Source organism: Microbulbifer sp. ALW1 (assembly GCF_009903625.1).
In the GTDB taxonomy this organism is placed as follows: Bacteria; Pseudomonadota; Gammaproteobacteria; order Pseudomonadales; family Cellvibrionaceae; genus Microbulbifer.
Genome location: NZ_CP047569.1, coordinates 1,805,036 through 1,825,230 on the forward strand (window position 1 = coordinate 1,805,036; position 20,195 = coordinate 1,825,230).

Below are 20,195 nucleotides of genomic sequence, written 5' to 3' on the forward strand. Positions count from 1 at the left end.
AACCATGAGCAATTTCCGCAAAGCCCCCAAGCGCAAGCTGGTCTCCGAGATCAACGTCGTGCCCTACATCGATGTGATGCTGGTGCTGCTGATCGTTTTTATGGTGACCGCACCGCTGCTGATGCAGGGGGTAAAAGTAGACCTGCCAGACGCCCCTTCCGCGCCCATCGAGGACACCGATGACGAGCCGCTGATTGTGTCGGTCAAGGCGGATGGTACCTACTACCTGAATCTCGGCGATGATGAAAAGGTCGCCAAACCGCTGAAAGACATCAAAGACACGGTATCCAAGGTGCTGCGGCAGAAGCCGAAAACCCCGGTGCTGGTCTGGGGTGATACGGATGCAAAATACGGCCTGATCGTTGGCGCCATGACCCACCTGCAGCAGGCAGGGGCACCCAGTGTCGGTCTGGTTACCGAGCCGCCGTCAGAGTGACCCGGGGTAAGAGGCAAGTATGAACGGCTCTTACGGTCCGGCTATCGTTATAAGTGTTGCCCTGCACGCGCTTTTGATCGCGGTGCTGACGTTTGGCTGGGAGGCTGAGCACAAGCGCGAGCTCAAGCCGATGCCAAAATTTGTGCAGGCCAAGCTGGTGCAGCTGGAATCCAAGTCGGACAAACCCAAGGCGCCGCCGAAGGTGGATCTGCGCGAGAAGCGCCGCCAACAGGAGCTGGAGCGCCAGCGCCAGGCCGCTGAGGATAAAAAGCGCAAGGCCGCTGCAGAGCGCAAGAAGCAAGAAGAGGCGGACAAGAAGCGCAAGGCTGAAGCCGCCAAGAAAAAGCGCGAGGCCGAAGAGAAGGCGCGCAAGGAAAAAGAGCGCAAAGAGCAGGAGCGTAAGGAAAAACTGGCTCAGGAACGCAAAAGTGCCTTTGAGGAGGCGCTGGAAGACGAGGAGGAGCTGCGGGAGGCCAGTGACGATTCCGCGGCGGTGATGTCGGTAGCGCAGGCAATCCAGCAGCGTATTGAAGCGGTTTGGAGTCGTCCTCCCAGTGCCCGTAACGGCATGGTGGTGGAAGTGCAGATCAACTTTGTTCCGACCGGGCGGGTAGTGGCGTCCACCATTACCAAGGGCAGCGGTAACCCCGCTGTGGATAGATCCGTGTTAACTGCGGTCAAGAAGGTAGAAGTATTTCCTGAAGTGGCCGATGTGGCCCGTGAAGAACCGTCGCTCTTTGAGCGGCAGATACGAACCACCAAACTGATATTCAGAGTCGAAGGCCTGCGCCAATGATGAAAAAAACCGTCTCTCTACTATTTGCTTCCCTGGTGAGCTGCCTGCTGGCAGTGTCGGCCCAGGCACAATTGGTAGTGGAAATTGTCGATGGGAATCAGGATCCCACACCCATCGCCGTCGTTCCTTTTGATTGGTCTGGCAGCGGCGTGCTGTCGGAAGATGTGTCCGCTATCGTTTCGGCGGATCTGCGCCGCAGTGGTCTCTTCGCGCCGGTGCCCCGGGATGACATGCTGTCTTTCCCGAAAACACCGGAAGAGGTGAGCTTCCGCGACTGGCGCGTGCTGGGTACCGAGTACGTAGTGACCGGTCGCATGCAGCCGCAAGCGGGTGGCTACCTGCTGAGCTTTGACCTGGTCAACATCTTCGGCCAGAGCAAGATGTTCACCAAGCAGGTAACCGGTGGCCCGCAGCAGCTGCGGGATATCGCCCACCGCGCGGCGGATGAAATCTATGAAGCCATCACCGGTATTCGCGGTGCCTTCGGTACCCAGATGGTCTATGTGCAGGAAACCTCACGGGGCGGAAAGCCGAGCTACGCGCTGATGTTGTCGGATATCGACGGCGCCCGAGCGCGCCAGGTGCGCCGCTTCAGTGCGCCGGTGATGTCCCCAAGCTGGTCCCCCAATGGACAGGAAGTGGCATACGTATCCTTTGAGACCGGACGCCCGGCGATCTTCCGGGAGAATATTCGGTCCGGTGCACGTCAGCAGCTGACTAATTTCAAGGGCCTGAACAGCTCCCCGACCTGGTCCCCGGACGGTACCAAGCTGGCCATGGTGCTGTCGAAAGATGGCAATCCTGAGATCTATGTCCTTGACCTGCCTACCGGCAAATTCACCCGTATGACCCGCCACTTCTCGATCGATACTGAGCCCAACTGGATGCCTGACGGTAAATCGTTGGTTTTCACTTCGGATAGGGGAGGTAAGCCACAAATTTACCAATTGACTCTTGCCACGGGTCAAGTAGACCGCTTAACCTTCGACGGCGACTACAACGCGCGTCCGCGGGTTTCCCCCGATGGCAAAACGCTGGTAATGGTGCATCGTAGCAGGGGGGTATTTACCATCGCTACGATGGATATCGTTTCCGGCAGAATGCGTGTTCTTACGGAGACGCGCCTGGACGAATCCCCAAGCATTGCGCCCAATGGCGCGATGCTGATGTACGCCACCAAGCGGGGGAGCAAGGGTATTCTAGCTGCGGTGTCGCTGGATGCCGGGGTGAAATACAGCCTGCCTTCGCAGCAGGGAGATGTCCGCGAGCCGGCGTGGTCGCCTTACTTTGATTGATGCAGTACTGGCCGTATTCCTTATGAGTTTGCGGCAGGTGTGAGATCAAGCAAATAAGAAGAAGTCGAACCAAGGTAAAATCTTGGGTTTGAATGATGTCTTACAGGATTTTTCGATAACACTAAAGCGGAGTTGTTTATGTTCAAATCAGTAAAAACCGGCTTGGGCCTGGCTTGCGTACTGGCAGTAATGGCTGGTTGTTCCAGCACCGATACCGACGATAGCGCTAACGCTAATCAGTTCGACCAAACCCCTCCTCCGGTAGTTGAAGAGACTCCGGCGCAGGAAGTAGCCGTTCCTTTGGATAACGTCGTGTACTTCGACTTCGACCAGAGCCTGCTGAAGCCTTCTAACCGTGAGCTGTTGATCAAGCACGCTGACCGTATGCGCGCTTCTACCGGCACTGTACGTCTGGAAGGTCACGCTGACGAACTGGGTACTCGTGAATACAACCTGGCTCTGGGTGAGCGTCGTGCCAACGCGGTTCGCGACTTCCTGGTGCTGCAAGGTGTAAACGCTGCCAACCTGGAAGTGATCAGCTACGGTGAAGAGCGTCCGGCTCAGAACGGCTCCAGCGAGAGCGCCCGTGCTATGAACCGTCGCGTGGTTATCAACTAATCTAGAAGCATGCAATCGACATTTCTGATTAGAAGTATCGCGGTAACCGCAGCCTTTATGGCTGCGGTTTCGCCCGTATTCGCGCAAGCTCCGATTGTGGACCTGTCTGATGGCAGCTCGGTCAATCGAGGCTCTGCAACCCCACCACCCCCGAGCTATCCTCAGCTCGCCAGTCGCACCGACACCTCTGCCAGTCGCTTGCAGGCAAACCCGCAAGCGGAAGCCTATTACCAAATGCAGGTATTGCAGCAGGAAGTGCAGGAATTGCGGGGTGCAGTGGAAGAGTTAAAACATGAGGTCAAGCGGTTGCGCCAGCAGCGCACCGAGGACTACATGGACCTGGACCGGCGTATCGCGCGCATTTCCGGTGAGGCGCCGTCTTCCGGTGCTCCCGATGGCGAGGCGTCAAATGGTGCTAACGGCAGTACTTCCGATCCGGTGGCAAACACCGGCGGCACAGCTCCGGGAGGCCAGAAAAGCACCCAGGATGAGCAAAACCGCTACAACGACAGTATCGGCCTGGCCCGCAAAGGTGATTACAGTGCCGCCAGCAAAGGCCTGAAAAGCCTGCTGGATGACTTCCCCAATGGACAGTACGCCCCCAATGCCAATTACTGGTTGGGCGAGATTGCGCTGGTGCAGGGACAGGTAGAAGAGGCTCGCACCTGGTTTGTTGCGCTGCTGGATGGCTACCCCAACTCCAGTAAAGTCTGGGATGGTCGCTACAAGCTCGGCACCGTTTATCACCAGTTGGGTGACAACGCCAAGGCAAAAGAGTTGTTGGAGCAGGTGGCAGCGAGTGATGCACGTGCTTCCCGCCTGGCGAAGGAATACCTGAAGGAAAACCTTCCGTAACACGCTGCTCCGCCTGCTCTTCCGGTACAGGGGAGGGGGCGGTGCTGGTTTTGTGATCAAAAAAACTCTATGATCCCGCGCCCGGGTGGTTGTTGCCACCCGGGCGTTTTTATATGTGCCACTCCTGCGGGTGGCGCGGGTAGCGAGATTTACGGCGAACCATGTCCGAGACCGAACTCAACATCAAGGCAGTCGATCTGACCTCGAGCGACCTGACCAAAGAGTCGCTTCGCATCAGTGAACTGTTTTATTCGCTGCAGGGGGAAGCCCGCGACTCGGGCTTGCCGACTGTTTTTGTGCGCCTGACCGGCTGTCCGTTGCGCTGTACTTACTGCGATTCCGAATACGCCTTCTATGGCGGCGAGCGTATGACGCTGGCTGAAATTTTGCAGAAAGTACAGAGTTACCCGGCCCGCCATGTGTGTGTCACAGGTGGTGAGCCTCTGGCGCAGCCGAATTGTATTCCTCTGTTAAAGGCCCTGTGTGATGCGGGGTATCAGGTCTCCCTGGAAACCAGTGGCGCCATGCCAGTGGATGCGGTAGACGAGCGGGTGTCGCGAGTTGTCGATTTGAAAACACCTGCCTCCGGTGAGCAGGGGCGCAACCGCATGGAGAATATCCCGCTGCTGACCGCCCACGACCAGGTAAAGTTTGTGATCTGCGATCGAGGCGACTACGACTGGGCCAGGTTTACCCTGGACCAGTACCGCCTGGCTGAGCGGGTGGGGGAAGTGCTTTTTTCCCCAAGCTACGAACAGCTGGCACCGCGCCAGCTCGCCGAGTGGATACTGGAAGACGGCCTGCCCGTGCGCATGCAGATGCAACTGCACAAATTACTGTGGGGAGATATTCCCGGCGTCTGACGCTGCAATAGCGAACAAGTGAATTCGGATTGGATTATGAGTGACAAGAAAGCAGTCGTATTGCTCTCCGGCGGTTTGGATTCCGCCACGGTATTGGCGATGGCCCGTGCGGAAGGCTACCAGTGCTATGCCCTGGGGTTCGATTACGGGCAGCGCCACAGCGCCGAGCTGATGGCGGCGCAGCGGGTCGCAGCAGACCTGGAGGCACTTGAGCACAAGGTGGTGAAGCTTGACCTTCGGGTCATTGGCGGCTCGGCACTGACCGATGACACCATTGATGTGCCGGAAGAGGAAACCAGCGGAATCCCGGTCACCTACGTGCCCGCGCGCAACACAGTTTTCCTGTCTATTGCCCTGGGCTGGGCGGAAGTGCTCGGCGCACAGGATATTTTTGTGGGTGTGAACGCCGTTGACTACTCTGGTTACCCGGATTGTCGGCCAGAGTACATTGATGCCTTCGAGAAAATGGCCAACCTGGCCACTCGCGCCGGGGTAGAAGGCAACAAGCTGACGATTCACGCGCCGCTGATGAAGATGAGCAAGGCAGATATCGTCAAGCGGGGCACCGCGCTTGGGGTGGACTACAGCCTGACCGTCAGCTGTTACCAGGCGGAAACCAGCGGTGCGGCTTGTGGTCGCTGTGACAGCTGCCGTCTGCGTGCAGCTGGGTTCGCCGAGGCGGGGCTCGAAGACCCCACGGTTTACGCCTGAATTCCAGCGGATTTTGCGGTTATCCCGGTGGAGGAAAGCCGCTTCTAAGCCCTTAAATTTGTTAGAAATTTTTTTGTAACCAGGTCTTGTGTTTTCGGATTAGATCCGTAAGATACGCAGCTCCTCACATCGAGGGGAATTAAGGGTCGTTAGCTCAGTTGGTAGAGCAGTTGGCTTTTAACCAATTGGTCGCTGGTTCGAATCCAGCACGACCCACCACCTTTCCTCCCGATATCGGCCTTCCGGCGCTTCCACTCCGCCGAGCCGATATACTAGAAAACTCGCCGCAAGTCGGGTTATACAATGAGTTTTCATTTGCAGCCTGCTGGCTTGCAGATGTTTTTAAGGGTCGTTAGCTCAGTTGGTAGAGCAGTTGGCTTTTAACCAATTGGTCGCTGGTTCGAATCCAGCACGACCCACCATTTCCTTAAAACTCACCTCAAAAGCACTTCCTGAAAAATATCCCTCCAAAACCTTTCCCTCTGAAAATGCTTTTAGCCTGTCTTGCCGATGTCGTGGCGATTTTCCGGATCGTTTCGGTCCTGTCGCGACCTTAAACTTGTTCGGGCTGAAGGTCAGCGAAATTCTCACAGACCGGTATAATGCCGGCTTTTCCCGGCAGTATCAGAGACCCATGACAGACAGCAGCGAAAAAATTGCCAGCAGTGCGACCACCGATAATGCGTCCAATCCAATTGACGCCAGGGATTTTGTACAGGATCACCTGGCGCATCCGGGTGCGCACCAGTACAGCGAAGACGAGCTGAATCTCTGGCGCGAGCGCATCAAGCGCCTGCTGAAAGAGCAGAATGCGGTTCTGGTTGCGCACTACTATACCGACCCGCTGATCCAGCAGTTGGCGGAAGAGACCGGTGGTTGTGTCTCCGACTCGCTGGAAATGGCCCGCTTCGGCGCCCAGCACCAGGCCGATACCTTGATCGTGGCCGGTGTGAAATTCATGGGCGAAACCGCCAAAATTCTCACGCCGCACAAGCGGGTGTTGATGCCGACCCTGGAGGCGACCTGCTCCCTGGATCTCGGCTGTCCCATTGACGAGTTTTCCGCATTCTGCGATCAGCACCCGGACCGCACTGTCGTGGTTTACGCCAATACCTCCGCTGCCGTCAAAGCCCGCGCGGATTGGGTGGTGACCTCCAGTATTGCGTTGGATGTGGTGGATTATCTGGACGAGCAGGGCGAAAAAATCCTGTGGGCGCCGGACAAGCATCTGGGCAGTTATGTACAGAAACAGACAGGCGCAGACGTGCTGTTGTGGGATGGCGCCTGCATTGTGCACGAGGAGTTCAAGGCGAAAGGGGTAGCGGATCTGAAGGCGCTCTACCCGGAGGCGCTGGTGCTGGTGCACCCCGAATCCCCGGCGGCGGTGGTGGAATTGGCCGATGTGGTGGGCTCAACTTCCCAGATCATCAATGCTGCGAAAACCCGCCCCAACAAGCAGTTTATTGTGGCGACGGACCAGGGCATTTTCTACAAAATGCAGCAGCAGTGCCCGGACAAAGAACTGATCATTGCGCCCACGGCGGGCTCCGGCGCAACCTGTCGCAGCTGTGCCAATTGCCCCTGGATGGCGATGAACTCCCTGGAGAATCTGTGCGGGGTTCTGGAGCGCGGCGACAATGAAATCCTTGTGGACCCGGAGTTGGGCAAGCGGGCCATGATGCCATTGCAGCGGATGCTGGATTTCCGCAAGCCATTGGACTGACTAAGTTCAATTCAGTAGAACCATACTTGGCTACTGAAGTCCGAAGCGCATGCTTTTGAATTGAAGGTAAAGTGGCGGGAATCCGTTTTCGAAAGCGTCGGCGACATGGACGTCGCCGACGCAGCGTACAGGGATGTATTCACAGCGGTTTCGAAAACGGATGCCCGGTGCTTTACCGCCACCGCTCCAGCTTTAAAACCATATCAAGCTAAGAAGGATTAAAGCTCCTTCGCCTTCTCCTGCATCTTGATCACATCTTTCATCCGTTGTTCCAGAATCGCGTGGGTCTGGTAGTCGTTCTGTGCCAGGCGCACGCCGTGACGCAGGTGTTGCAGGGCCTTGTCGAAAACACCGTTCAAAATGTAGTACTCCGCGCGGGCTTCGTGCACGCCGACGATGTCACCGGCGAGGCCGTGGGTCTCCGCCAGCAGGTACCAGACCGCCGGATCTTTGCGGCGCACGCGGCTGTGCTTCTTCAGGATCCTCTCTGCCGCCAGATAATTGCCGGCTTTAAAGTGCGCGTTGGCCAGTCCCATGATCAGGGCGTGGTTTTTCGGGTTTTTATCCACCGCCTGCTGCAGGCGTTTGGTGGCGCTGGTGTAATCGTGGCGCGAGAGATCGACATCGGCGCGCGCCAGCACGAAGGCGTCTTTGTCCGGCTCCCTGTCCAGTAGCGGTTGTAGCGTCTCCAGCGCAGTATCTGGTTTGCCTGCCGCGGTCTGGGCCAGTGCCAGGCCGTAGCGAGCCGCGTCTTCATTGTCGTTAACGCCGCGCAGCTCCGCCTGGAAGCGCTTTACTGCCTGCTGCGGGGTGGCTTCGGCGTTGACCCGGATGCGGGCGCGCATCAGGTGGTATTCGCGGCTGTCGCGCAGCGGGATCTTCTCCATGCGATTCGCGCGGAGCTTGGCGTCGGCGATTCGTTTTTCGGTAACCGGGTGAGTGAGTAGAAACTCCGGCGGGCGACGGTAGTAGCGGGTGGCTTTCAGCATCTGTTCGAACATTTCGCCGGCAGCTTGGGGATCCATACCGGCCTTGGCCAGGGTCTCAATGCCAACGCGGTCGGCTTCCTGCTCGTTCTGGCGGGAGAAGCGCAGCTGGTTGTCGAGGGCGGCCGCCTGAGTGGCCGTCATGGCGGCGATGCCGGCGTCGCCGCCGGCGGTGGCGGCAAGCACCAGGGCGCCGAGCATGCCGGCCAGGGTGGGCAGGGTACTATTGCGCTGGGCTTCCAGTGAGCGGGCGTAGTGGCGCTGGCTAAGGTGCGCGAGTTCGTGCGCCAGTACCGAGGAAAACTGGTCTTCATTTTCGGCAAACAGGAACAAACCCGTGTGCACGCCCACCACGCCACCAGGTACCGCAAAGGCGTTCATGGTGTCGTTTTTGACCACCACCACATCCAGTTGCTTGTCTTCCAGGGGGCTGTATTCGGCGAGGGACTTAAGGGAGTTCTCTACATATTGCTGCAGCAGCGCATCGCTGGAGGTGCGCACCTGGCTGCGGAACATGCGCAGCCACATTTCGCCCAGTTCATTCTCCCTTGCCCGGGACACCAGGCCACTGCTGGTGTCACCCAGCTGCGGAAGCTGAATATGGTGGTCGTCTTGTGCGGTTGCTATCAGGGGGCTGGCGCCCAGCAGCAGGCCGGCGCCAATACCTATCGCGGCATTGCGCAGCCGCTGCCAGTAGCGCTTCAGGGGGCCGCCACTCGCCTGCGTGGGTTGCCTGAACTTGGAAGGGATCTCGGTCATATTGTTTACTGCGCCTGCCGGGTTTGCCTACGGCTAACACTATACGTAACCCTGTGAAACTGTCGAGGTTTTGATCAGCTCCAGGGCAAAAGGTTCTACTTCAATGACCCATAGACCGGGGGGCGCCGTTATAATTCGCGGCATTAACGGTTCTTTACCGCACTTTTATGACCAAATCAGATAGTCCGGCCACCGCCACCCGGGAATACCCGTGGGACTCCGCATACAGGGTAGATGCCCGTGGCCTTCCCTGCCCGCAGCCTTTACTGGCCATGCGCCGGGGGATAAAGCAGCTGGCCGTGGGGCAGCTACTGCACCTGTTGGCCACCGACCCGGCCTCCCAGCGGGATATCCGCAGTTTTTGTAGGTTGAGTGGTGTACCTTTGCTGCGGGCCGAGCAGCGTGGCAGTGAATTCCACTACTGGCTCCAGTGTGTGTCCGGCGAATAATCGACGCTTATTGAGCCCGTTTGGCGGGTTTTGAGACCATAAAAAGACGAGAGTCTGTGAGAGATCTGTATTTATGCTTGCGATTGTAAGGGGTTGGATAAATCGCTATTTCAGCCAGGAAGAGGTGGTACTACTGGTGTTGCTGCTGTTGGCAGCGATGGTGGTGCTGGCGACCCTGGGAGGGGTACTGGCCCCGGTGCTGGCCGCGCTGGTCATCGCCTTTTTGATGCAGGGTATGGTGCAGCGGCTCCAATCCTGGAAGGTACCGCATTGGCTGTCGGTGACCATCGCCTGCGTGGTGCTGGTTGGCACCATCGTTGGCCTTCTTTTTGTGGTGCTGCCGATAATCTGGCGCCAGACGGGGCGGCTGTTTGATGAATTGCCGAATATGATCAATCAGGGCCACGAGCTGCTGTTGTTGCTGCCTGAGCAGTACCCGCGGCTGGTGACCGCCCAGCAGATAGATGAAATCTTCACCACACTGGGCAGTGAACTGGGTACCTTGGGGCAAACCGTGTTTGCCTTCTCCCTGGCCAACCTGCCGATCTTTGCGGCGGTGCTGATCTATGTGGTGATTGTTCCTATCCTGGTGTTCTTTTTCCTCAAGGACTCCGGCAAGTTGTTGAACTGGTGCGCCTCCTTCCTGCCGCAGCAGCGACCGATGCTGCGCCAGATCTGGCACGAGATGAATGACCAGGTGGCCAATTATGTGCGCGGCAAGGTGATCGAAATCGCCATTGTGGCGGTGGTGAGCTATGTCGCCTTCCTGTTATTGGGCGTCAATTACGCACTGTTGCTGGCAGTAGCCGTGGGGCTGTCGGTGCTGATTCCTTATATCGGTGCGGCGGTGGTAACCATCCCGGTGGCGGCCATTGGCCTGTTCCAGTGGGGCTGGAGCAGCGAATTTTTCTGGTTGATGTTCGCCTACGGCATTATCCAGCTGCTCGACGGCAATGTACTGGTGCCTATCCTGTTCTCCGAGGCCGTCAACCTGCACCCGGTAGCGATCATTCTGGCGGTGCTGGTATTCGGCGGTATCTGGGGCTTCTGGGGGGTGTTTTTCGCTATCCCGCTGGCTACGCTTGCCAAGGCGATCATGAATGCCTGGCCCACGGCAGATCACCAGGCCGCGTGGCAGGAGCGTGAGCTGCTGGCCGCTGCCGAAAAAGCCGAAGAAACCAATTGATTCTCCTGGCTTCGGCGGGAGTGGCATTCTCCCGTCTGGGGCACTAATATCCCGCGCTTTATTCTGGTCGCGCCGCCGCCCTGGCGCGGGGCCGCAAAACTAGCTATTGAAACAGCCACAGGAAAGACCCATGAGCCTTGCTGACAAAGTACTGGCAGTGAATAACGATTTGCCGATCCGCACCGACAAGCCTGTGCACAGCGGCAAAGTCCGCTCGGTATACTGGCTCACCGAGGCAGACAGCCGGCGCCTGATCGAAGAAAAGGGTTACCCGGTGGCTGCCGACGCGCCGCTGGCGGTAATGGTCATCTCCGACCGCATCTCCGCCTTCGACTGTATCTGGACCGGTGAAGGTGGTATGCGCGGTGTTCCGGGTAAGGGCGCAGCACTGAACGCCATTGCCAATCACTGGTTTGGCCTGTTCAAGGAGCAGGGGTTGGCAGACAGCCACATCCTGGATATCCCGCATCCCGCGGTGTGGATCGTGCAGAAGGCACGCCCGGTGAAGATTGAAGCCATCGCTCGCCAGTACATCACCGGCTCCATGTGGCGCTCTTACAGCAAGGGCGAGCGCGAATTTTGTGGCATCCAGTTGCCAGATGGCCTGCAGAAAGACCAGGAGCTTCCCGAGTTACTGATTACCCCTTCCACCAAGGGCATTCTCACCGGTATTCCCGGTGTGCCGGAGGCGGACGATGTGAATATCACCCGCAAGAACATCGAAGACAATTTCGCTGCGTTCGGATTCAGCCGTGAGAGTGATATCGCCCAATACGAGAAGCTACTGAAAGAGGGCTTCGATGTGATTTCTTCGGCGTTGGCTGAACTGGACCAGGTGTTTGTGGATACCAAGTTCGAGTTCGGCTACGTGACCGATGCCGATGGCAAAGAAAAGCTGATTTACATGGATGAGGTGGGCACCCCGGATTCTTCCCGCATCTGGGAGGGCGAGCAGTACCGCAATGGCAAAGTGGTGGAAAACTCCAAAGAAGGCTTCCGCCAGGCATTGCTGAACTATTTCCCCGACCCGGACATTCTGCTGAACAAGGACCGCATGGACGAGCGCGAGGCCCTGGCCCGCGACAACGAGCTGCCGGAATCCATGCTGATGGATGTTTCCGCCACTTACGTTGGTATTGCCGAGAAAATCATTGGCGGAGAGTTGGCGATTTCCGACAATCCCAAGGCAGAAATCATTCAGGTTTTGCGGGATGGTTACGGTCTGATTGACTGAGTCGAATTTTGGATTGTTTATTTTGAGACCGGCCTCTGTGCCGGTTTCTTGCTTTTTGGGGGGCGGTGATTTGCAGCCACTAAAGTGGCTGCGAAGACCCAGCAAAAAAGAAAAGAACGCCAAGCCACAATTCGCCACAATTGATCCCGGCCTTGCCCGCTTTATACCCCTCTGTTGCCCACTTGCCTCTGTTTAATGCCTTCATTGATGAAAACCCTGGAGGCACCAGTGAATCGTTCCTTTTTTCATACACCGCGTATTCACCGCGACTTGTTGATTCTTCCAACCAGCGAATATTACCGCCGCCGCTACCGCAAAAATCGGACAGGTAGCTGGCTTCTGTTATTGGTGACCGCAGCTGCTGTGCTAGTTGCAGCCATGGGCGCCAAAGCGCAGGAGCTGAGTGTGGTCGATGACGTTGAAACCGGTCACGCATTTAACAGTGTCAGCATGAGCGAATCCGGCAGTGGTGATTTGCTATTTCAGGCCGCAGAACCGGGCCGCTACGTTCCTGCGATTCATCTCGGCACAGAAGTTGAGGTCAAGGTACGTGGCCTGGTTGCGGAAGTGACACTTCAGCAACGATTCGCCAATACCTCGAAACACTGGCAAGAGGCGGTGTACGTGCTGCCGCTGCCGGAGAATGCAGCTGTCAATGGAATGGATATTGTCATTGGTGAACGGCGCATTGTCGGTGAGGTACGCGAGCGCCACCAGGCGCAGCAGATCTACAAAAAGGCGCGGGAGGAGGGGAAACGTGCAGCACTGCTGGAGCAGCAACGACCAAATCTGTTTACCAGTCGTGTTGCCAATATCGCACCGGAAGAAGAGGTAGCCGTGGAAGTGCGCTACCTGCAGACCTTGCGGTTTGACCGCGGCCAGTTCAGCCTGCATTTTCCCAGTACCCTGACGCCACGCTACATGCCGGGTGAGCCGGTGACTGCCGAGAAGAATGTGCATTTTAATGCGCACGGTTGGTCACTGCCTACGGATCAGGTGCCGGATGCGGACTTGATTTCTCCGGTGATGCAGCCGATGTCTGAGCTCGCGGAGCAGGGCAGTCACCAGATGAAAATCTGTATCGACCTCGGGATAGGGTTGCCACTTGCGGATATTTACAGTCCCTATCACGAAATCGATTTTCGCAGCACAAGTGATCATCGCTATAGCATTCAGCTGAAGCAGGGCAGTGCGTCCATGGATCGGGATTTTGCTCTCTTCTGGCGGCCGCAGGGCTCCTCGATGCCGGCGGCGGCCATGTTTGCGGAGCAGTCGGCGAAAGATTCCCGTCAGTATCTGCAATTGCTACTGTTGCCTCCCCAGGAAAATACCAACACACGCAAGTTACCGCGGGAAGTGGTGTACGTGGTGGATACCTCCGGCTCTATGGGCGGCAATTCAATTCGCCAGGCGAAAGAAAGCCTGCTGTTGGCGTTGTCGCGTTTGGGTGCTGCGGATCGTTTCAACGTGATCGAATTTAACAGTCATACCCAAGCGCTGTACCCAAGGCCGCTTGCCGCGACCCCGGAAAATATCCAGCGCGCACGAGATTGGGTGGAATCACTTCACGCCCGCGGCGGCACTGAAATGGCGCCAGCGTTGAAACAAGCTCTCTCCCAGCAGCTCAGCGATGAGATCGGCGAGCTGGTGCGTCAGGTGATTTTTATTACCGACGGGGCCGTTGGCAATGAGAGTGCCCTGTTCGAATTGATTCGCCAGCGCCTGGGTGAGGTGCGTTTGTTTACCGTGGGTATCGGCTCGGCGCCCAACCGTTTCTTTATGACCAAAGCGGCGCAATATGGACGGGGCAGTTTTGTACAGATTGGCGATTTGAACGAGGTGCAAACCAAAATGGGTGCCTTGTTTGAAAAGCTGGAAAGCCCACTGGTAACCGATCTGCAGGTCCAGTGGCCTCAGGGCGTAAAAGTGGAAGCTTATCCACAGCGCCTGCCGGATCTGTACCGCGGTGAGCCGGTGCAACTGGTGGCGCAGTTTGAGGGAGGAATACCTGGCAGCAACAGCGCGGGTGAAGTCAAAATCAGTGGCCGCCTCGCTGGCAAGCGTTTCACTCGCAGCCTGGCGCTATCACAACTGGCGGTGGACAGCGCCGGCAAGGGTATCGGCAGTCTGTGGGCAAGGGCCAAGATCGCATCGCTGCGAGATCAACAGCGCGAGCGGGGCAGACTGGCTGGGCCGGAAAGTGAGGATCCGCTGCGTCAGCAGATAGTACAGCTGGCACTGGATTATCAACTCACCAGTCCCTACACCAGCTTTGTTGCGGTGGAACAGCTGCCGGTACGCCCCGCGAGTGAATCTCTCAAGTCGAGCCCGGTGCCGAATGCGGTCGCCCGTGGACAAGTGCAGCAGCCGTTTACCTATCCCGCTACTGCCAATGGCATTTATGGACAGTGGTTACTGGCGGCACTGCTTTTCTCACTCGGCGGCTTGCTGCGTCGGCTGCAAAAGCCGCGGCAAAATGTTCAGGCGGTGAGAACCCCGGGTGTTTGCGGTCTCCTGCGCCGGTGGCGCAGCGCGCTCGAGCGCAGTGTTCGCCGCTGGTTGCGCAGTGTGTTGCCGGATGTGCGTCGAACCGACGCTCGCGCGCAGCGATTGGCAGGGGGCGGGCTATGACACTCTCTGGTAAGGGCGCGCGCTGGCTGTCCAGGCTGTTGATCTGCGCAGGGCTCTGGCAGTTGGGCAGTGGCAGCTGGCTGTGGCTCAAGGCGGAGCTGGCGCAGTACCTCATCAGCGATTCCTGGCAGCGCCAAATTGCCAGTGGCGAAATACACAAGCCCTGGCCCTGGGCAGACACCTGGCCAGTGGCCCGGTTGCAACTGGGTGATGAAAAGCCATTGGTGGTACTTGAAGGAGCCAGCGGACAAGCGCTGGCTTTTGGGCCCGGGATGGTTCAAACAGACATCCCGTCACCAGATGGCGGTGCTGCAGTGCCGATCACCGTCATTGCTGCACACCGGGACACGCATTTTCGAGGGCTGGAGCGATTGCATCCGGGGTCCCCGGTTCAGCTGCAGGGGGCCGATGGTCGCTGGCACAGATATGCGGTGCGCGAGGCTCGGGTGGTTGATAGCCGCAGCGGAGTCCTGCCGAGCTTTTCGCAATCGGGGAATGCCGCCGGCGTGATGCTGGTGACCTGCTACCCTTTTGACGCGGTGGATGCCGGTGGCCCCCTGAGATACCTGGTATACGCAGAACAAGTGGATAGGCCAGCAGTGGTTGAATCGATGATTGAATCGGGGGCTGAATCGATGATTGGATCGACAGCTGAATCGGTAGTTGAGCTATAGCTTATTGGCAGGCTGCCCGCAGGTTGCAGGGGGCTTTTGCATTCTGGTCCAGGTGCTGCTGACGGACCGGGTGGTTGGCGCTGGAAGCGACTATCCGTCGAAAACCTGGCGACTTGGTACGAGCGTGACCAAAAAGTGATTTCTGGACTCTATTTTGTAACCGAATTTCCCGAATTCACGGCAAAACTATCCGCTGAACAGGGTTTGGGAAAACTATTTGTTTTGGAATTTGGTTTTATTTGTTACTAATCGTCCTATCTGGTAAATCGTTTGTAGTAATACTACAATCGCCTCCGCTTGCTTACACCGGTCCGTTAATTGAGGACAGTGGCACCAATTGAGGTGCTGAATCCGGTCCAAATATTGGTTGGCTGACCCCGTAAGCACTTTCGAATTCAATGCCGAATTCATGTCGAGCCGGTCTCAACAACCGGCGGTATTCAGGTCGCACAGTCCCTCTGATTTCACTCACCAGTGCTGAAACGCTGTTTGGTGAACGCTGCTTTTCCGCCACTTCAGGCGGTGAATTGGCGATTACGGTATCTATTTGTGAGTAGCCTCCGGGGTTTGAGGTACTGTTGCGCAGCAAAAATTCTGACCATAAAAAACCGACTCGACGTCGTATATTCGCCGAGGAGCATTTGATGCACGAAGAAACCGACATTCAGGAAACGCAGGAATGGCTGGACGCGCTGCAGGCGGTAATCCGCCACAGCGGCAAGGAACGCGCCGCGTTCCTGATCAAGCAGCTGTCTGACCGCGCCACCAACACTGGCGTTCAGTTGCCGGCGGCCATCACCACCCCTTACCGCAATACCATTCCGCAGGACGCGGAAAAGCGTATGCCCGGCGATCTGTTCATGGAGCGTCGAATCCGCTCCCTGATCCGCTGGAACGCGCTGGCCATGGTGGTGCGCGCCAACTCCAACAGTGACAGCCTCGGCGGCCACATTGCGAGTTTCTCTTCTGCAGCGACCCTGTACGATGTTGCCTTTAACTATTTCTTCCGCGGCAACGAAGGTGAAGAGCGTGGCGACCTGATTTTCTTCCAGGGCCACAGTGCACCGGGGATCTACGCCCGCTCCTATCTGGAAGGCCGCTTCGACGAAGAGCAGCTGGACAACTTCCGTCGCGAAGTGAACGGCAATGGCCTGTCTTCCTACCCGCACCCCTGGCTAATGCCGGAATACTGGCAGTTCCCCACCGTATCCATGGGCCTGGGCCCGATCCAGGCGATCTACCAGGCGCACATCATGCGTTACCTGTCTGCCCGTGGCCTGTCGCCGCGCGGCGATCGCAAGGTGTGGGCATTCCTGGGCGATGGCGAATGTGACGAGCCAGAATCCCTCGGCGCTATCGCCCTGGCGGGCCGCGAGAAGCTGGAAAATCTGGTGTTCGTGGTCAACTGTAACCTGCAGCGCTTGGACGGCCCGGTACGTGGTAACGGCAAGATCGTGCAGGAGCTGGAAGGCGTATTCCGCGGTGCCGGCTGGAACGTGATCAAGGTCCTGTGGGGCCGTTTATGGGACCCGCTGTTCGAAAAAGACGAAAAAGGTCTGCTGCAGAAAGTCATGGACGAAACCGTCGATGGCGAGATGCAGAACTTCAAAGCCAATGGCGGCGCCTACACCCGCGAGCATTTCTTCGGCAAATACCCGGAGCTGGCGGAGATGGTCAAGGACTTCTCCGACGACGAGATTATGAAGCTCAACCGCGGCGGCCACGACCCGTACAAAGTGTACGCGGCCTACGCCGAAGCCATGGCGAGCAAGGGCAAGCCCACCGTGATCCTGGCACAGACCGTAAAAGGTTACGGCCTGGGTGCTGCCGGTGAAGCGGCGATGGACACCCACAACGTCAAGAAGATGGATACCGAAGCGCTGAAGCGTTTCCGCGACCGCTTCGCGATTCCGATTACCGACAAGGAAATCGAAGAAGTCCCTTACTACCGTCCGGCGCCAGACAGCCCGGAAATGAAGTACATGGCCGAGCGCCGCAAGGCACTGGGTGGCCCGGTACCTTCTCGCAGCACTGAAGTGGCCAAGCTGGAAATCCCGGAACTGGACGCCTTCAGCGCCCTGACCAAAGGCTCCGGCGACCGCGAAATTTCCACCACCATGGCGTTCGTACGCGCGCTGTCCGTGCTGGTGAAAGACAAGAAAATGGGCCAGAACGTCGCGCCGATCGTGCCGGACGAAGCCCGTACCTTCGGTATGGAAGGTCTGTTCCGTCAGCTGGGTATCTACTCTTCCCAGGGCCAGAAATACACGCCGGTCGACCACGGCCAGATCATGTATTACAAGGAAGACAAGAAAGGCCAGGTGCTGGAAGAAGGCATCAACGAAGCCGGTGCTATGTCCGCGTGGATGGCTCTGGCGACTGCCTACAGCAACCACGGCGTGCCGATGGTGCCTTTCTACATCTACTACTCCATGTTCGGCTTCCAGCGCATTGGCGACCTCGCCTGGGCTGCGGGCGACATGCAGGCGCGCGGCTTCCTGATCGGTGCCACCGCTGGCCGTACCACCCTGAACGGTGAAGGTCTGCAGCACCAGGATGGTCACAGCCTGGTACTGTCCGGCACCATCCCGAACTGTAAGAGCTACGATCCGGCCTTCGGCTACGACCTGGCGGTAATCATTCGCCAGGGCCTCAAGGAGATGTACGAAGAGCAGCAGAACCTCTTCTACTACGTCACCGTAGAGAACGAAAACTTCCTGCAGCCGGAAATGCCGCAGGGTGTGGAAGAAGGCATTATCCGCGGTATCTACAAGCTGGACACCAATTCCCGCAAGCCCGCCAAAGGCAAAGCGGCGAAGAAGCACGTACAGCTGGTGGGCGCTGGCTCCATCCTGCGCGAAGTGATGGCCGCAGCCGATATCCTTGCGGATCAGTTCGGTGTGACCTCCGACGTGTGGAACCTGACCTCCGCCACCGAAGCTTCCCGCGAAGCGCAGGACGTGGCGCGCTGGAACATGCTGCACCCCACCGAGGCACCGCGTAAGGCCTGGGTGAGCGAACAGTTCGAAGGCAACGAGACTCCGGTGGTGATTTCCACCGACTACATCCGTGCCTACGTGGAGCCGCTGCGCGAGTTTATCGACGGCGACATGATTACCCTCGGCACCGACGGCTTCGGCCGCTCCGACAGCCGCGAGCAGCTGCGTCGCTTCTTCGAAGTGAACCGCAACTACGTGGTGATTGCCGCGCTGACTGGCCTGGCGAAGCAGGGTGTGATCGAAGCCAGCGAGGTGGCGGATGCCATCAAGGCGCTGAACATTGACCCGGAAAAAGTAAATCCGCGTCTGGTCTAACCCCGCGATAAGGAAACTAGAGATATGGCAAAACAAGTCATTAAAGTGCCTGATCTCGGCGGTGCCGATCAGGTCGATGTAATTGAAATCTCCGTTGCCGTGGGTGACACGGTAGCGGAAGAGGATGCGCTGATCGTGGTGGAGGGCGACAAGGCCTCCATGGACGTGCCCGCACCTTTCGCCGGCAAGATCCTGAGCATTTCCGTGAAGGAAGGTGACAAGGTCTCCGAAGGCGATGTCATCGGTGAAATGGAAACCGAAGCGGCAGGTGAAGCGGCGGAAGAACCCGCCCCGGCACCGGCCGAAGAGTCTGCTCCGGCCCCGGTTGCTGCAGAAGCTCCGGCGCCAGCGGCAGCTGCCGGTGAAGAGAAAGAAGAGGAACTCAAGGTTCCGGATCTCGGCGGCGCCGATTCCGTGGACGTGATTGAGATTTCTGTCTCTGCCGGTGACTCCGTGGAAGAGGGCGATGCCCTGATCGTGGTGGAAGGTGACAAGGCGTCCATGGACGTGCCGTCTTCCACTTCCGGTACCATCGTTTCCATTTCGGTGAAGGAAGGCGACAAGGTTTCCACCGGTGATGTCATCGGTGTGATCAAGACCGTCTCTGGTGGTGGCGCTGCGTCAGCACCCGCGGCAGCCGCACCTGCTCCGGCCGCTGCGCCAGCTCCTGCGCCTGCGGCGTCACAAGAGCCTCCGGCCGCACCGCAAAAAGACCCGCACGTAGAGCGCGACCACACCCCATCCGCCGAGGTTTACGCCGGCCCCGCCGTGCGCAAACTGGCCCGCGAGCTGGGCGTGACCCTCAACAAGGTCAAGCCTACCGGCCCGCGCAACCGCGTTACTAAAGACGACCTCAACGCCTACATCAAAGAGCAGGTGAAGAAGGCCGAGAGTGGTGCCGCCGGTGGTGTTGGTGGCAGCATTGGCATTGCGCCGATGCCGGAGATCGACTTCAGCCAGTTCGGCCCGGTGACTACCGAGCCCATGAGCAAGATTCACAAGCTCACCGCGGCGAATATGTCCCGTAACTGGCTGAACGTGCCGCACGTTACCCAGTTCGACGACGCGGATATCACCGAGCTGGAAGACTTCCGCAAGTCCATGAAAGCCGAAGCAGAAAAGCGTGGCGTAAAACTTACTCCTGTGCCTTTCCTGCTGAAAGCGGCCGCGGCTGCCCTGCGCGAAGTACCGAGCTTCAACGTATCCCTGCACAACGATGGCGAGCACATCGTCAAGAAGGACTACGTGCATATCGGCATGGCGGTAGATACCCCGAAAGGCCTGATGGTCCCGGTTATCCGCGATGTGGACAAGAAAGGCCTGTACGAGCTGGCAGAAGAAGCGACCGCCATGGCGATCGCCGCCCGTGACGGCAAGCTGAAGCCCCGCGATATGCAGGGTGCCTGCTTCACCATCTCCAGCCTCGGCGCCATTGGTGGTACCGGCTTTACCCCGATCGTCAATGCGCCGGAAGTGGGTATCCTCGGTGTTTCCAAACTGGCAATTCGCCCGGAGTGGAACGGTAAGGAGTTCGTACCCCGTCAGATGCTGCCGCTGGCACTGTCTTACGATCACCGCGCAGTAAACGGTGGCGATGCGGGACGCTTCCTGACTTATCTGGCCGGTGTGCTCGGCGACGTGCGCAAGCTGCTGCTGTAATTTCAG

General features: G+C 58.1%; 16 protein-coding genes and 2 tRNA genes. 17 read left to right on the forward strand and 1 reads right to left on the reverse strand.

What is annotated here, in order from left to right:
- Nucleotides 1–4 precede the first annotated feature (4 nt).
- The 10 genes from tolR (at nucleotide 5) to nadA (ending at nucleotide 7,297) form a co-directional block, all read left to right on the forward strand.
- Nucleotides 5–436, forward strand: coding sequence for a protein TolR (gene tolR / locus GRX76_RS07305; RefSeq protein WP_160152703.1), 432 nt, complete (start codon nucleotides 5–7; stop codon nucleotides 434–436).
- Nucleotides 437–455: 19 nt separating this feature from the next.
- Nucleotides 456–1,232: a cell envelope integrity protein TolA gene (gene tolA / locus GRX76_RS07310; RefSeq protein WP_160152704.1), complete on the forward strand. Its 777-nt coding sequence runs from the start codon at nucleotides 456–458 to the stop codon at nucleotides 1,230–1,232.
- The gene (tolB, locus tag GRX76_RS07315; RefSeq protein WP_160152705.1) at nucleotides 1,229–2,527 is read left to right on the forward strand and encodes a Tol-Pal system beta propeller repeat protein TolB; all 1,299 of its coding nucleotides are present in this window, start codon (nucleotides 1,229–1,231) and stop codon (nucleotides 2,525–2,527) included. The genes tolA and tolB overlap by 4 nt, the downstream gene beginning before the upstream one ends.
- Nucleotides 2,528–2,665: 138 nt before the next feature.
- On the forward strand, nucleotides 2,666–3,145 hold the full coding sequence (locus GRX76_RS07320; protein WP_160152706.1) for an OmpA family protein: 480 nt from the start codon (nucleotides 2,666–2,668) through the stop codon (nucleotides 3,143–3,145).
- A 9-nt stretch (nucleotides 3,146–3,154) separates the two neighbouring features.
- Nucleotides 3,155–4,000: a YbgF trimerization domain-containing protein gene (locus GRX76_RS07325; RefSeq protein ID WP_236250592.1), complete on the forward strand. Its 846-nt coding sequence runs from the start codon at nucleotides 3,155–3,157 to the stop codon at nucleotides 3,998–4,000.
- A 161-nt stretch (nucleotides 4,001–4,161) separates the two neighbouring features.
- Nucleotides 4,162–4,863 carry a 7-carboxy-7-deazaguanine synthase QueE gene (gene queE / locus GRX76_RS07330; RefSeq protein WP_160152707.1) on the forward strand — a complete coding sequence of 234 codons (702 nt, stop codon included), beginning with the start codon at nucleotides 4,162–4,164 and terminating at the stop codon, nucleotides 4,861–4,863.
- Between the two features lie 36 nt (nucleotides 4,864–4,899).
- Entirely contained in the window at nucleotides 4,900–5,574 is a 675-nt protein-coding gene (gene queC, locus GRX76_RS07335) for a 7-cyano-7-deazaguanine synthase QueC (protein ID WP_160152708.1), read from the forward strand.
- A 143-nt stretch (nucleotides 5,575–5,717) separates the two neighbouring features.
- A tRNA-Lys gene (locus GRX76_RS07340) sits at nucleotides 5,718–5,793 on the forward strand.
- 127 nt (nucleotides 5,794–5,920) lie between these two features.
- Nucleotides 5,921–5,996, forward strand: a tRNA-Lys gene (locus tag GRX76_RS07345).
- 212 nt (nucleotides 5,997–6,208) lie between these two features.
- A complete protein-coding gene (nadA, locus tag GRX76_RS07350; RefSeq protein WP_160152709.1) occupies nucleotides 6,209–7,297 on the forward strand; it encodes a quinolinate synthase NadA in 1,089 nt (362 codons plus the stop codon).
- 218 nt (nucleotides 7,298–7,515) lie between these two features.
- On the opposite strand, the gene GRX76_RS07355 is transcribed toward nadA, so the two are convergent.
- Complete coding sequence (locus tag GRX76_RS07355) at nucleotides 7,516–9,042, reverse strand: M48 family metalloprotease (protein WP_236250593.1); 1,527 nt, start codon at nucleotides 9,040–9,042, stop codon at nucleotides 7,516–7,518.
- A 167-nt stretch (nucleotides 9,043–9,209) separates the two neighbouring features.
- Here GRX76_RS07355 and GRX76_RS07360 point away from each other — a divergent pair, with 167 nt between their 5' ends.
- From GRX76_RS07360 to aceF, 7 genes are all read left to right on the forward strand, one after another.
- On the forward strand, nucleotides 9,210–9,491 hold the full coding sequence (locus GRX76_RS07360) for a sulfurtransferase TusA family protein (RefSeq protein ID WP_160152710.1): 282 nt from the start codon (nucleotides 9,210–9,212) through the stop codon (nucleotides 9,489–9,491).
- 73 nt (nucleotides 9,492–9,564) lie between these two features.
- The gene (locus GRX76_RS07365) at nucleotides 9,565–10,677 is read left to right on the forward strand and encodes an AI-2E family transporter (RefSeq protein ID WP_160152711.1); all 1,113 of its coding nucleotides are present in this window, start codon (nucleotides 9,565–9,567) and stop codon (nucleotides 10,675–10,677) included.
- Nucleotides 10,678–10,807: 130 nt separating this feature from the next.
- The gene (locus tag GRX76_RS07370; protein WP_160152712.1) at nucleotides 10,808–11,911 is read left to right on the forward strand and encodes a phosphoribosylaminoimidazolesuccinocarboxamide synthase; all 1,104 of its coding nucleotides are present in this window, start codon (nucleotides 10,808–10,810) and stop codon (nucleotides 11,909–11,911) included.
- A gap of 228 nt (nucleotides 11,912–12,139) precedes the next feature.
- On the forward strand, nucleotides 12,140–14,542 hold the full coding sequence (locus tag GRX76_RS07375; RefSeq protein ID WP_160152713.1) for a marine proteobacterial sortase target protein: 2,403 nt from the start codon (nucleotides 12,140–12,142) through the stop codon (nucleotides 14,540–14,542).
- Nucleotides 14,539–15,216 carry a class GN sortase gene (locus GRX76_RS07380; protein ID WP_160152714.1) on the forward strand — a complete coding sequence of 226 codons (678 nt, stop codon included), beginning with the start codon at nucleotides 14,539–14,541 and terminating at the stop codon, nucleotides 15,214–15,216. Before GRX76_RS07375 ends, GRX76_RS07380 begins: the two co-directional genes overlap by 4 nt.
- Before the next feature lie 644 nt (nucleotides 15,217–15,860).
- Nucleotides 15,861–18,530: a pyruvate dehydrogenase (acetyl-transferring), homodimeric type gene (gene aceE, locus GRX76_RS07385; RefSeq protein WP_160152715.1), complete on the forward strand. Its 2,670-nt coding sequence runs from the start codon at nucleotides 15,861–15,863 to the stop codon at nucleotides 18,528–18,530.
- A gap of 24 nt (nucleotides 18,531–18,554) precedes the next feature.
- Nucleotides 18,555–20,189: a dihydrolipoyllysine-residue acetyltransferase gene (gene aceF, locus GRX76_RS07390; protein ID WP_160152716.1), complete on the forward strand. Its 1,635-nt coding sequence runs from the start codon at nucleotides 18,555–18,557 to the stop codon at nucleotides 20,187–20,189.
- Nucleotides 20,190–20,195: the final 6 nt, after the last annotated feature.